Here is a 13,617-nt window from a genome sequence, read left to right on the forward strand (position 1 = left end):
GACACCCTAGGCCTTCTTGTTTTGTGCGTTCTTTACCTTTGCATCAATGCCAGATTCCTTGCGCTGAGCAGCGGAAATCTCACCAGGAGCATCGGTCAATGGATCCACTCCACCACCGGACTTCGGGAAGGCGATGACGTCGCGGATGGAATCGAAACCACCCAGCAGGGACACGATGCGGTCCCAACCAAAGGCGATACCGCCGTGAGGAGGCGCGCCAAAGGCGAAGGCGTCCAGCAGGAAGCCGAACTTCTCCTGGGCCTCCTCCTGGCTGATGCCCATGACCTTGAAGACACGCTCCTGAACATCGGGGCGGTGGATACGGATGGATCCACCACCGATCTCGTTGCCGTTGCACACGATGTCATAGGCGTAGGCCAATGCGGAACTCGGGTCGCTATCGAAGGTGTCCAGGAACTCCGGCTTTGGAGAGGTAAACGCGTGGTGCACGGCGGTCCAGGAGGAGTTGCCCAAGGCCACATCGCCGGAGGCCGTGGCGTCCGCGGATGGCTCGAACAATGGTGCGTCCACCACCCAGGTGAAGGCCCAGTCGCCGTCCTTGATGAGGCCCAGCTTCGAGGCGATCTCACCGCGAGCCGCACCCAGCAGGGCGCGGGAGGCCTTCGTCTCGCCGGCGGCGAAGAAGATGCAATCGCCAGGCTTTGCTCCGACGTGGTCCGCGATGCCCGCACGCTCGGCGTCGGTCAGGTTCTTCGCAACAGGACCGGCGAGCTGCCCGTCCTCGCCCACCAGGATATAGGCCAGGCCCTTGGCACCACGCTGCTTCGCCCAGTCCTGCCACGCATCCAGCTGGCGGCGAGGCTGCGACGCACCACCCTCCATGACCACGGCGCCCACGTATTCGGCCTGGAACACACGGAAGGTCGTGTCCTTGAAGAACTCGGCGCACTCGGTGATCTCAATATCGAAACGCAGATCCGGCTTATCGGAGCCGTACTTGCGCATCGCCTCGGCGTAGGTAATGCGCGGAATTGGGGTAGGAATCGTGTAGCCAATCTGCTCCCACACAGCAGACAGGATGTCCTCGGCCAGGGAGATCACATCCTCCTGGTCCACGAAGCTCATCTCCACATCCAGCTGGGTAAACTCCGGCTGGCGATCCGCACGGAAATCCTCGTCGCGGTAGCAGCGAGCAATCTGGTAGTAACGCTCCATACCGGCCACCATCAGCAGCTGCTTAAACAGCTGAGGCGACTGCGGCAGTGCGTAGAACGTTCCGGGCTTCAGTCGGGCGGGTACCAGGAAGTCACGCGCACCCTCCGGGGTGGAGCGGGTCAGCGTGGGGGTTTCAATCTCGGTGAAATCATGCTCATCCAACACGCGGCGGGCAGCCTGGCTCACCTTGGAACGCAGACGCAGGGCATCGCCCTGGGACTTGCGGCGCAGGTCCAGGTAGCGGTACTTCAGGCGGGTCTCCTCGCCGACCTCGCCACCGGCCGTGGACGGATCATCGATCTGGAAAGGCAGTGCGGCGGACTCGTTGAGGATCTCCAACTCGGTGACATTGACCTCAATCTCACCCGAGGCAAGGTTCGGGTTCGCAGAGCCCTCCGGACGAGCCTCCACCGTTCCGGTGACCTTGATGCAGAACTCGCTGCGCAGGCCGTGCGCGCGTTCGGCAACCTCGGACTCGCGGAACACCACCTGGGCCACGCCGGAGCGATCCCGCAGATCGATAAAGATAACGCCTCCGTGGTCGCGACGACGGCCAACCCAACCGGTCAGCGTCACTTCTTGAGCAATGTTTTCGGCGCGGAGTTCGCCCGCGAGGTGAGTACGAAGCACTTTGTGCTTTCCCTTTCGATATGGATTCATTGAGTTCAGCCCTTCAGCATACCGGACGCACCCCAGCGATCCCACATGAGCCTTCCCCCACGGCCGTGCAAAATATGGCAACATCAACCACGTGACTTTCAATAACAATCTGGGAAACGACTACGGCAGTCGAGGATCCACGGGCGGCTCCGGTAGCTCCGGCGGATTCGGTAACGGTTTTGGCGGAGGACCTCGCCGCGGCGGCGGTATGTTCATGAGCCTGCTCGGCGGAATGATCGGGCGAAAGTTCGGCATCCCAGGGCTCATCATCTTCGCGATCGCCGTGTTCCTCTTTTCTGGCGGTGCGCGGATGCTTCCCGGTGTGGGGGATTCTGGCCAGCAGACGCAGGGACGAACAGGAGCGGGACTGGAGCACTGCAAAACCTTCGAGGACGCCAACGACAATGACGATTGCCGCATCCTCGCGACCCAGGAGTCCCTGGACCGGATCTGGGGCGAGATCCTCCCCCAGGAAGCCGGCATTAAGTACACGCGCAATGAACTCACGATCGCGGAAGGGCCTATGTCCACGGGCTGCGGGCGCGCCAACGCCTCGGAGACCGGGCCCTTCTACTGCCCCGGCGATAACACTGTCTACATGCCCGTAGAGTTCTTCCAGCAGCTCAAGCGCATGGGCGGATCCGATGGTCCGTTCTCCCAGATGTACGTCACCGCGCACGAGGTGGGCCACCACATCCAACACTTGGAAGGCACCCTGGGGCTGTCCGATTACGACAACCCCGGTCAAGATTCCAATGCGGTGAAGATCGAGCTGCAGGCCGATTGCTATGCCGGGCTGTGGGCCTCCCAGGCGGATAAGGGCCCGAATGCGGTGTTGGATCCGCTCACACAGGATCAAGTGGAGCAGGCCGTGACGACCGCCCGCTCGATCGGCGATGACGCGATCCAGAAGAACTCAGGGCAAAACGTGGATCCCGACGCCTGGACTCACGGCTCCGCCGAAGACCGCGTGAACTGGTTCATGCGCGGCTACCAGGGTGGCACCATGAAGTCCTGCGCGCAGGACTTCAACCGCTAACGCGGACATAGCCGCGACGCAGCCACGGCTAAGACTCAGCACAAGCAAGGCAGAGCTACTGCTCCTGCGCCACGCCCCGGAGCACCTCGTCCACCACGGACTCCATCGGCAGCGAACGCTGGTCGTGGGCGCGCAGGTCCTTGAGCACCACGGTGCCCTCGGCCAACTCCTGATCCCCGAGCACCAGAGCATAGAGCGCTCCAGCACGATCGGCACCCTTCATGGCGCCCTTCAGACCGCGATCACCATAGGACATGTCCGTGGCAACACCTGCTGCACGCAGCGTATCCACCAGGCCCACCATCGTGCGCTTAGCCTCCGCACCCATGGCCACGCCAAACACATCAACCCGCCGGCCCGTGGACGCCTGAACCTCCTCGGCTTTCAGCGCCAACAGCGTGCGATCCACGCCCAGGCCAAAGCCGATGCCTGAGAGATCCTGGCCGCCCAGCTGTGCCATGAGTCCGTCATAGCGGCCTCCGCCACCAATACCCGATTGTGCTCCCAGTCCGTCGTGGACGAACTCGAAGCAGGTCTTGGTGTAGTAATCCAGGCCGCGCACCATGCGGGGGTTGATCGTGTACTCAATGCCCATGTCATCCAGGTGTCCGGTGACGGTCTCGAAGTGCTCGCGGGAGGAGTCGCTCAAGTGATCCAGCATCAGGGGTGCCTCGGCCAGCATCTCCTGCATCTCCGGGCGCTTGTCGTCTAGCACGCGCAAGGGGTTGATCTGCGCGCGGTGGCGGGTGGCCTCGTCCAGCGGCAGCGTGGCCAGAAAATCCTGGAGCCTCTGGCGATATGCAGGACGGTCGGAGGAATCTCCGAGGCTGGTGAGCTCCAACCGGAAGCCCGTCAGCCCCACGGACGTAAAGCAGCGGTGTGCCAGGGCAATGACCTCGGCATCCAGCGCCGGGTCATCCACGCCGATGGCCTCCACACCCACCTGCTGCAGTTGGCGGTAGCGTCCCGCTTGGGGCCGCTCGTAGCGGAAGAAGGGGCCGTTGTAGGTGAGCTTGACCGGCAGCTGACCTCGGTCAAGTTTGTGCTCGATGACGGCACGCATCACGCCCGCGGTGCCTTCGGGGCGCAGCGTGACGGAGCGGTCGCCGCGGTCAGCGAATGTGTACATCTCCTTGGAGACCACGTCGGTGGACTCTCCCACGCCGCGTGCGAACAGGGCAGTTTCTTCAAAGATGGGCAATTCGATGTGTTCATAGCCGGCATTGTGGGCTGCGGTAGTGAACGCCTGCTTGATGGCGTGGAACTCCGCGGAGACCGGTGGATAATAGTCCGGAACTCCCTTGGGCGCCTTGAGTGCCGTGAACGAGGATGCCTTACCTGAAGAATCTTTAGTAGTCACAGCGATTTAGCTTAGCAGCCCTCACGTGCTGGCTAGACCACTGACGACAGGTAGGAATTCGTGGCCTTTTCCTCACCGATGGTGGTCTGTGGTCCATGTCCCGGGAGTACCACGTCTGCATCATTAAATTCGACGCCCAGCTTCTTTAGCGACAGCATCATGTCCTCTGGGGAGCTAAAGGGAAGATCGGTGCGTCCGATGCCGCCCTTGAAGAGCACGTCTCCTCCGATGATGAGCCCGTCTACTCGGAACATGACGTGTCCTGGGGAGTGCCCGGGCATGTGGTGCACCGTCCAGGTTGTCCCGCCCATCTCTACGGTGTCCTCGAGATAACTCACGGTGTCTGGAAGGCTCATGGAGTCCACGTCGAACAGTGGCGCGAAGGGGCTGCCGCTTAAGTCCTGCGTCATGACGGGTTCGTCGAGTTCGTGGATCTGAACCGGCACGCCCAGGGTGCCCGCGTCGCGGATGTGGTCGATGTGTCCATGGGTGAGCACCACGTTGGTGACGGTGAAGTTCTTCTCCTCGGAGAGCGTGGCCAACACGTCGGCTGCTCCGTAGCCCGGGTCGATCACTGTGGCGGAGGCTGATCCATCGCTCGTGGTGTTGGCGTGGTCGATGAGGACGAAGCAGTTGGTCTCGAAGGGGCCGACCACGAAGCCGATCAGCTCGGTGGTCTCTGGGAGTCCGGGAATGGGAGTGTGATTCATGCCACCACTGTACTCCACGTGGCATACAGCGCTCATGCTCTTTCGAGGAGGTGTTCGTCGAGACCGACGCTTCGATACGGCATAATACAGAGGAATGTCTTTTCAACGAAAGGTCACCGTCCGTGTCTGACAACGACAAGAACTCTCTTCCTCACGAACGCCGTCAGGATGAGGCACTCACCGAGCTGAGTAAGGCCATCAAGTCCCGCGAGCGCCAGGCGAAAACCGCGCCCCTGCTGGTGGTGTTCGCCACGGTCGCTGTGTTGGCCCTGATTGTTGGCGGCATCTGGTTCGCCGCTACATATCAAGGCAGCAACGATGAGGACGCTACGGCACAGTCTTCGTCCACCTCCCCCACCACCACCGAGCCGGAGGTCAAGACCGCGGCGATGCCGTCGGGTCCGCTGGAGCCGTATGGAGACAGCGTGACCTGTGAGTACGTCGCGGGTGAGAAGGCTGCGAAGGAGGTCTCCCGCCCTGAGGGTGAGAACGTTCCTGCGACGGGGACCCAGAGCGTCACCCTGTCCACTTCTGATGGCGATGTGAACATCACCCTGGACAATTCCCAGTCTCCGTGCACCACGCATTCCTTCGCACACCTGGTGAAGGAGAAGTTCTACAACGACACGGTTTGCCACCGCGCAGTGAAGAGTCCGAACATGGCCATCCTGCAGTGTGGTGATCCATCCGCTACCGGTACCGGCGGCCCTGGCTACTCCTTCAACGATGAGTTCCCCACCAATGGCGTGAAGCCCGATGCCCTGAACTCCCCTGTCACGTACAAGCGTGGAACCCTGGCCATGGCCAACTCTGGTGAGAACACCAACGGCTCCCAGTTCTTCCTGGTGACGCAGGACACCACCTTGCCGCCGAAGTACAACGTCTTCGGAACCATCTCGGAGGAAGGCCTGGCAACGCTGGACAAGATCATGGACACCAAGGTCAAGGAGGGCGCTGATGGTGCTCCCGAGCCTGAGGTGAGGATCGAGTCCGCAACCCTGAACTCCTAGAATCCCAGCACCACAGATCCTGCAGCAACACTAAAAGCCGGCGCACTCCGCGCCGGCTTTTGTTCGTGTCCTATCCCCCGGACGTCAGGCGGTAGACGTCAAACACGCCTTCTACGTTGCGCAACTGGTTCATCGTATAACCCAGCTGCTTGGTGTCTGATACCTCGAAGGTAAAGCGAATCATCGCCACGCGATCGGGCGAGGTGTGAGAGTTCGTGGCCACAATCGGCAGCTTCTGCTCCGTCACCACGCGTGTGACCTCAGCCAACAGACCGTTGTGATCGAGGCCCTCGATTTGAATCGTGACAGTGAACACCGCGTTGTGGAACGTGCTTGCCCAGGACACCTCGATAATGCGCTCGGGCTCCAAGTGCAGTTTGTCCGAGTTGGTGCAGTCCGTTCTGTGCACCGAAATGCCACCGCCCTTGGTGATAAAGCCGAAGATCTGATCTCCGGGAACGGGAGTGCAGCACTTCGCCAGCTTGGCGGAGAAGTCCGACTGTCCCTGCACCAGGATTCCCGAGCCGTCGCCGCGTCCTTCTTGCGGCGTGTTCGAGTTCTTCGACGGCATCGCCTGCGGTGGCTGGAATACCTCGACCTCGTTCTCGTCTTCGTCGGCGAACATCTCGATGATGCTTTTGCAGACGTGCTCGGCCGAGACTTCGTTGCGTCCAATGGCCGTGTAGAGCGCCTCAATGTCTGGGTAACGCAGCTCGGAGGCAATTGCCCGCATGGTCGACGGAGTCATGAGCCTCTGCAGGCGCAACCCTCCTCGCTGTACCTCAGCGGCGAGGTAGTCGCGGCCCTTTTCGGCAGCCTCTTCACGCTGCTCCTTGGCGAACCACTGGCGAATCTTCGCCCGCGCCCTCGGCGAGCCCACGAACTTGGCCCAGTCTTTCGACGGCCCGGCGTCCTTATCCTTCGAGGTAAAGATCTCGACCTTGTCGCCCGTCTTCAGCTTGGATTCCAGCGCCACCAACTTTCCGTTGACCTTGGCACCAATACAGCGGTGCCCGATCTCGGTGTGCACGCTGTAGGCAAAATCCACCGGGGTGGAACCGTTCGGCAAGGTGATCGCATCGCCCTTGGGAGTGAAGACAAAAATCTGATTGGTGGACAAGTCATAGCGCAGGGAATCCAGGAACTCATTCGGATCAGCGGCTTCCTTCTGCCAATCCAGAAGCTGGCGCATCCACGCCATCTGATCCACCTCGGCGCTATCGCCCTTGTGACTACCCTTCGTCTCCTTGTACCGCCAGTGCGCGGCAATGCCGAACTCCGCATTGTGGTGCATGTCGTGGGTGCGGATCTGGATTTCCAGCGGCTTGGCGTCCGGGCCAATGACCGTGGTGTGCAAGGACTGATACACGCCGAAGCGAGGCTGGCTGATGTAGTCCTTGAATCGGCCCGGCATGGGCTGGTACACGCTGTGGATCACGCCCACGGCCGCATAGCAGTCCTGGACAGAGTCCACCAGGATGCGGATACCCACCAGGTCGAAAATCTCGTCGAAGTCCCGGCCGCGGACAATCATCTTCTGGTAGATCGACCAGTAGTGCTTCGGCCGCCCCACCACCTCGGCCACCACGCCCGAGCGCTTCATGGTGCTTTCAATCTCGGACTTCACCTTCAGGATGTACTGGTCGCGCTTCGGCGCGCGATCGGCCACCAGCCGGACGATCTCTTCATACTTCTTCGGGTACAGGATCGCGAAGGATAGGTCCTCCAGCTCCCACTTCACCGTCGCCATACCCAGGCGATGGGCCAGCGGTGCAATCACCTCAAGGGTCTGCTCTGCCTTCTTTGCCTGCTTTTCCGGCTTCAAGAAGCGCATGGTCCGCATGTTGTGCAGGCGGTCTGCGACCTTGATGACAAGCACGCGCGGGTCGTTGGCCATGGCCACGATCATCTTGCGAATGGTCTCCGCCTCTGCCGCGGACCCCAGGACCATCTTGTCCAACTTCGTCACGCCGTCCACCAGGCGCGCCACTTCCTCACCGAAGTCCCGGGTCAGGTCATCCAGGGAGTAGTCGGTATCCTCCACCGTGTCGTGAAGAAGAGCCGCCACCAGCGTGGTGGTGTCCATGCCGATTTCCGCGGCGATGGTGGCCACAGCCAGAGGATGGGTGATGTACGGCTCGCCGGATTTCCGCTGCACCCCCTCATGCAACCGCTCGGCCGTCGCATAGGCACGATTCAAAATCTCCGGGTCAGCTTTCGGATGGAATCGCCTGTGCACGGTCAACAAGGGGCTGATCACAGGGTTGATCTTCTGCTTGCTGCTTCCTGTCAGACTGCGCGCGATACGCGACGCCATCCACAGGGAACCCTTTTCGTTGCTCATGATGTGTGACCGTCTCTTCTCTAGCCCGTCAGCTGCAATCCCACATGTCGCGGGGTACGTCTATGTATCCCCTGATGATACTTCGTGAGTGTTCAAAACGAACAACGGAACATCGGAGAGTCTCTCCCGCCCGTGCAATCCATCCACCTCGAGTACAACGGCCAGGCCCGCCACTTGGGCCCCCGCCTGCTCCAGCAACTCGCGGGAGGCATGCAGGGTCCCACCGGTCGCCAACACGTCGTCCACCAGCAGCACCCGCTTGCCGCGCAGATCAATGCCCGAGCTAGGAATCTCCAACTGCGCGGAGCCGTACTCCAGGTCGTAGCTGATGGTATGCACCGGTGGGGGTAGTTTGCCTCCCTTGCGGATCGCCAACACACCCACGCCCAGCTCGTAGGCTACCGCGCTGCCCAGCAGGAACCCCCGGGCATCCAAACCGCCAATCAGGTCGATGTTCTGGCTGCGGGCGAACTCCGCCAGCACGCGCACGATGGCCCGGTAAGCCTCCGGGTCAGCCAACACGGGCGTGAGATCCTCGAACACGATTCCCTCGGAGGGAAAATCGTGGACAATCCGCGTGAGATCCCTTAACGCCCCCTGCGCCTGGTGCAGGGAGGACAGCATCGCGTTATTCATGGTGATCCTCCGTGCTCTCCACAGGATGATCCTGTTCGGTCCAGCGATCCATATTCCATGCCAGGCCGGCGTCGGATCCATTATCGGTGACATAATCCACATGGTGTTCCACGGCAATCTGGCGTGGCTCGGTGGTCAGGGGGATGGTCATGGAGTCCCGCTGAAGGTTCTCCTCGGAGGCGCGGATGGCCTCCAGGCGGGAGAACACGTTGGTGTTTTCGGAGGAATTGCGGCCGAAGGAGCCGCGCGTATCCAGCAGCACGTCGTAGTCCTGCCCCAGCGTGCCGTAGCTATCGGCGCTGAGCGCGGTGGGTTGCACCTCAATTCCCGCGTCTGCGCAGCTAGCCTGGATGCTCTCCACAATGGTCTTGTAGCGCGGCGTGGAATCAAGGTAGCCGATGCGGATTTGCTGGCCGCCCAGGTGCTCACGGGCGCTGTCGAGGTTCACGGCCATGGCGGCGTCGTTGGTGGGCTGCAGCTGCGGAGCGAGCGCGTGTGTTGGGGGCACCACGCGCAGGCCCGTGGGTTGCACGTCCATGCCCGTGGCCTTCTTCACGTCTGCGGCGATGCGGGCCCGATCCACGCATTCCCCGAACGCGCGGCGCGCCTCCTCGCTCTCCAGCTGGTTAATGCCGCTGAGTCGCAGCGTATCCACGCGTTCCGAGGTTGGGGTCTGTACCACCCAGTCGTCGCCATCCAGGCCTACGTCTTGCGGGTGAACGTCCGTGTCCAGATCCGCCACGCCTAGCGCGCGGTCTTCTGCCAGTTTTTTCACGTCCACGGTGCTCGGGTAGACATACAGCGGATCCTGCACGGGCGCGGGACCGGCGTAGTGCGGATTCGCCACTAGCTTCAGGTGCCCGTCCTCTCCCCTCTCAGCCACGCTGTAGGGCCCGGACGTCGGCACGCTCGCTGGGTCCGTGCGGGTGACGTTAAACGTATCCTGCCATGCTTGGGCGATGCGGGTCTTCGCCTCCTGATCCTCCGACGCCACAGCGCTCACTACATCAGCCACCTCCGCCTTCTCGGCGACGATGTGAGCCGGCATGACCGTTCCCGCAGAGAACAGCTCCATGTAGCGGTTGCCGAAGCCCTCCTTGAAGTGGACCGCGAACTGCTTATTGCCGGGCGCGCAATCAATGTTTTCTACCTGGTAGAACAGCGGAAGATCCGATCCGAAGAGCGCGGGGTCGCTGCTTGCGGCCTGGGTGAGCAGGAAATCATCGCACACCACGGGCTGGCCGTCGGAATACTCTGCCTTGTCGTTAATGACGTAGTCCACGCGGCGGGGATCATCGGCGGCGCGCGTGGCGGTCACGATATCGGGGTTGGGCAGCAGCTGGCCCTCCGGGCCGGCGATGGATGCGCCAGGATAGAGCCGGGCGGACACTTTGGCGGCGTCCGTGGCCACACCGAGCGAGGTGCCCGCATTCGTGGTCATGATGGGGTTCGGAACCACGTAGCCCAAGCTCTCCAGGCGGGCCGAGTCCTCATCACCGGAGGAGCACGCCGCCAGGCCCGCGGAGGCGATCACCACACCTCCCACCACGGCTGTTGCGACTCGTGCGGCGTGTGCAGTGAATCTCTTCACCGTTGTCATGATTCCTCCCGTGTGACCTGTGCGAGTGAGCTGTTCAGATTCTGTACGGTTTACATCCCTGGGCGCCAGGTTTTTCCGTCGCCTGGCAGTGCCTCGTGATCGCCGGCGGCGTCGGTATGCTCGTCGGTTGCCACGGGGCGCGACGTTGGCGTCTGGACGCTTCGACGGCCCTGGGGTGCGGCCGACTGCTGAACTGCTTCCGTGGATGTTGCGTCAGTTGCTGGAGAGTCTTCGCGCTGCGCACGTGCCTCAAGCACCTTCTGCGCGTGGTTCCGGTACTTCGCCGAGCGCATCTTGAAGAACACCAGCAGGCCGGCGGCGAAGAAGATCGAGCTGAAGGTACCGGCGATCACTCCGAAGAACTGCACCAGTGCCAAGTCCTTGAGGGTACCCACGCCCAGAATGTAGACGGCCACAATCAGCAGAGAAGCGATGGGAACCAGGGAGAAGATGGAGGTGTTCAGCGAACGCATGATGGTCTGGTTCACCGCAAGGTTCACCTGCTCCTCGTACGTGGAGCGCCTGCTGTTGAACAGCCCGGTGGTGTTCTCCTGGACCTTGTCGAAGACCACCACCGTGTCGTACAGCGAGTACGCCAGGATGGTCAGCAGACCAATCACCGTTGCTGGGGAAACCTCGAAGCCGATCAGGGCATAGATGCCGGCGACCACGGTCATGTCCATGATCAGACAGATGATCGCAGCCAGAGCCATGTCGCGCTCAAGCCGCAGCGCAATGTAGAGGAACACCGCCAGCAGGAACACGCCCAGGGCGATAACCATCTTCTTGGTGATGGAGGAACCCCACGATTCAGAGACGGTGGAGTCACTGATCACGTCCTGGTTCTCCTGGCCGGTGGCGTCGGTCGGCTTGAACTCCTCAAACAGCGCCGAACGAACCTGGCGAATCTGGGATTCGTTGAGCAACTCGGAGGTTACCTCAATGGCCTGCGCATTACCGGAACCCACCGTGGTGGTGGACTGAGGCGCGATGCCGGTGGCCTCCTGGAAGACTTCCGCGACGCGATCCTCCGTGGCAGTGGCTGATGGTGGGATGGAGATTCGGGTGCCGCCCTCAAAGTCGATGCCGAGGGAGAAGCCACGGATGCCGATGACGGCAACGCAGAACACGAACAGCAGGCCCATCACCGTAAACCAACGCTTGCGATGAGGAACAATCTGAAAATCGCCGTCGCCGTTGTAGACCTTGTTCCAGAAGCCGAGCTTCTGAGTATCAGCCGAAGTAGTCATTACTCGGAGTCCTTTCGCTCGGTGTGTGCAGTGGTGTCCGTCGCTCCGGCAACTGCAGCGCGCTGCGCCTCACGCTCGGCGGCGCGGAAAGCAGAACCCAGACCGTTGACCTTCGGGTTTGCGAAGAACGGTTTCTTCGACAGCAGAATCACCAGTGGGGCGGACACCAGGAACGCGATCACCACGTCGAAGAAGGTGGTGAGACCCAGCGTAAAGGCGAATCCCTTCACTTGGCCGATGGCCAGGAAGTACAGGATCACCGCGGCGATCAGGGACACGAAGTTACCCGTGATGATCGTGGAGCGGGCGCGCGTCCATGCACGAGGCACCGCGGAACGGAAGGTGGCGCCCTGCCTGATCTCATCCTTAATGCGTTCGAAGTAGATCACGAAGGAGTCCGCCGTGGTTCCGATACCGATAATCAAACCAGCGATACCGGCCAAGTCCAAGCTGTAGCCAATCCAGCGGCCCAGCAGAACGATGAAGCCGTAGATCAGGGCAAACGCGGCGACCAGAGACACGATCGCCACAAAGCCCAAGCCGCGGTAGTACGCCAGGGCGTACAGGGATACGAGCACCAGGCCGATGAGGCCTGCGATCAGACCAGCCTTCAGAGACGCATCACCCAGCGTGGGCGAGATCGTCTGAGTAGTTCCACCCTGCTCGCCGTTTTCTCCGGTGAAGCTCAGGGGCAGAGCACCGTACTTCAGGTTGTTGGCAATATCGACTGCCTCTTGCTCTGGGAAGTCACCCGTGATCTGGGAGGTCTCACCCGGAGGCGTGGGCGACTGGATGCGTGGCGCGGAGATCACCTCGGAGTCCAACACGATGGCAACCTGCTTCTGTAGCTGCTCACGGCCCAGGGCATACCAGGTTTCACCACCGGGGGTGGCGTCACCGGTCTTGAAGCGGAAGGTGATCGCCATCTGCTGGCTCCGTGTATCCAGGCCACCGGTGATCTGAGAATTGGTGTCGATCATCGAACCATCCAGGCGGCGACCGTGCTCCTCGTCAGTCTCCCCCTTCAGCAGTGGGGCTGGCTCCAGAATCAGGGCGCCCAACTTGGAGCAGGCCACAAGAGGCTTGGAGAGGTCATCAGCTCCGGACAGTGGATCTAGCCCGTCACATGGCAGCAATACCGCGGCGGCCTGCTGAACATCCGCGTCTGCGGACTGGCGATCCTTTAAGGACACCTGCACCTGCTTCTCGCGCAGCGCATCCTTGTCCTTGTCCGTCTTGGGCTCAGCGGGAGCCTTTTCCGTGACCTTCATCTCCTTGGGAGGATTTTGGATACCCAACTTGCCCAAGTTCGGCAGGAATTGGGCCAACTTGGCGTTGGCCTCCTCAGGAGTCAGGATTCCGTTTTCCACCCAGCGGTTCGCCATGTCCTCCAACACGCGGGGGAAGTTCTGGCTGGGCGGGGTTGGTTGGGACACAGCCCGGAAGCTCAGCTTGGAGGTCTTGCCCAAGGTACGAGCCTCGCCGGCGTCCTCACCGGGAACGCTAATCACCAGGTTGTTACCGTCGGTCACCACTTCGGCGCCGGACACGCCCATGCCGTTGACGCGGTTTTCCAAGATCGATCGCGCCTGCGACAGCTGATCCTGCGTGGGCTGATCACCTTGAGGAACCAGCGTCACGCGGGTTCCTCCCTGCAGATCAATACCCAGTTTGGGGGCAAATGACTTATTGCCTGTGAAGGCAATAAGCGCGGTTACAACAATCGCAATCAGCAAGAACAGGGCTAGCGCACGCTTGGGCCACACCTCAAAGGTGTTGGGGGTGAGGTGCTTAGCCGGGTTCTTTTGCTGAGACGTTGCACGGCTCTTGTC

At 61.5% G+C, this 13,617-nt stretch carries 10 protein-coding genes; 2 read left to right on the top strand and 8 right to left on the bottom strand.

Annotated elements, in window-relative coordinates:
- Window positions 1–6: 6 nt before the first annotated feature.
- Complete coding sequence (aspS, locus tag GC425_RS00865) at window positions 7–1,806, bottom strand: aspartate--tRNA ligase (protein WP_151844129.1); 1,800 nt, start codon at window positions 1,804–1,806, stop codon at window positions 7–9.
- A gap of 121 nt (window positions 1,807–1,927) precedes the next feature.
- On the opposite strand from aspS, the gene GC425_RS00870 reads away from it, so the two are divergent.
- A complete protein-coding gene (locus tag GC425_RS00870) occupies window positions 1,928–2,875 on the top strand; it encodes a neutral zinc metallopeptidase (RefSeq protein ID WP_151844128.1) in 948 nt (315 codons plus the stop codon).
- 55 nt (window positions 2,876–2,930) lie between these two features.
- On the opposite strand, the gene hisS is transcribed toward GC425_RS00870, so the two are convergent.
- Both hisS and GC425_RS00880 read right to left on the bottom strand, forming a co-directional pair.
- Complete coding sequence (gene hisS / locus GC425_RS00875; RefSeq protein WP_151844127.1) at window positions 2,931–4,235, bottom strand: histidine--tRNA ligase; 1,305 nt, start codon at window positions 4,233–4,235, stop codon at window positions 2,931–2,933.
- 32 nt (window positions 4,236–4,267) lie between these two features.
- On the bottom strand, window positions 4,268–4,945 hold the full coding sequence (locus GC425_RS00880) for an MBL fold metallo-hydrolase (RefSeq protein WP_151844126.1): 678 nt from the start codon (window positions 4,943–4,945) through the stop codon (window positions 4,268–4,270).
- A 122-nt stretch (window positions 4,946–5,067) separates the two neighbouring features.
- On the opposite strand from GC425_RS00880, the gene GC425_RS00885 reads away from it, so the two are divergent.
- A complete protein-coding gene (locus GC425_RS00885) occupies window positions 5,068–5,955 on the top strand; it encodes a peptidylprolyl isomerase (RefSeq protein WP_151844125.1) in 888 nt (295 codons plus the stop codon).
- 70 nt (window positions 5,956–6,025) lie between these two features.
- Here the strand turns inward: GC425_RS00885 and GC425_RS00890 are convergent, their stop codons facing one another.
- Genes GC425_RS00890 through secD form a run of 5 tightly spaced genes read right to left on the bottom strand, consistent with a single transcriptional unit; the run spans window position 6,026 to window position 13,551 of the window.
- Window positions 6,026–8,299, bottom strand: a complete 2,274-nt coding sequence (locus GC425_RS00890) for a bifunctional (p)ppGpp synthetase/guanosine-3',5'-bis(diphosphate) 3'-pyrophosphohydrolase (RefSeq protein ID WP_151844124.1) — start codon at window positions 8,297–8,299, stop codon at window positions 6,026–6,028.
- A 60-nt stretch (window positions 8,300–8,359) separates the two neighbouring features.
- On the bottom strand, window positions 8,360–8,935 hold the full coding sequence (locus GC425_RS00895; protein WP_231699708.1) for an adenine phosphoribosyltransferase: 576 nt from the start codon (window positions 8,933–8,935) through the stop codon (window positions 8,360–8,362).
- Complete coding sequence (locus tag GC425_RS00900) at window positions 8,928–10,526, bottom strand: ABC transporter substrate-binding protein (RefSeq protein WP_192930378.1); 1,599 nt, start codon at window positions 10,524–10,526, stop codon at window positions 8,928–8,930. Before GC425_RS00900 ends, GC425_RS00895 begins: the two co-directional genes overlap by 8 nt.
- Window positions 10,527–10,585: 59 nt before the next feature.
- Entirely contained in the window at window positions 10,586–11,785 is a 1,200-nt protein-coding gene (gene secF, locus GC425_RS00905; RefSeq protein WP_151841589.1) for a protein translocase subunit SecF, read from the bottom strand.
- The gene (gene secD, locus GC425_RS00910) at window positions 11,785–13,551 is read right to left on the bottom strand and encodes a protein translocase subunit SecD (RefSeq protein WP_225723506.1); all 1,767 of its coding nucleotides are present in this window, start codon (window positions 13,549–13,551) and stop codon (window positions 11,785–11,787) included. The genes secF and secD overlap by 1 nt, the downstream gene beginning before the upstream one ends.
- Between the last annotated feature and the right edge of the window lie 66 nt (window positions 13,552–13,617).

This window comes from Corynebacterium sp. zg254 (assembly GCF_024701495.1).
GTDB classification, from domain to species: Bacteria; Actinomycetota; Actinomycetes; order Mycobacteriales; family Mycobacteriaceae; genus Corynebacterium; species Corynebacterium zhongnanshanii.

Bases quoted from the DNA above. Each gene is read 5' to 3' on its own strand.
- GC425_RS00880 (WP_151844126.1), bottom strand. From the start codon at position 4,945: ATGAATCACACTCCCATTCCCGGACTCCCAGAGACCACCGAGCTGATC.
- GC425_RS00890 (WP_151844124.1), bottom strand. From the start codon at position 8,299: ATGAGCAACGAAAAGGGTTCCCTGTGGATGGCGTCGCGTATCGCGCGC.
- GC425_RS00895 (WP_231699708.1), bottom strand. From the start codon at position 8,935: ATGAATAACGCGATGCTGTCCTCCCTGCACCAGGCGCAGGGGGCGTTA.
- secF (WP_151841589.1), bottom strand. From the start codon at position 11,785: ATGACTACTTCGGCTGATACTCAGAAGCTCGGCTTCTGGAACAAGGTC.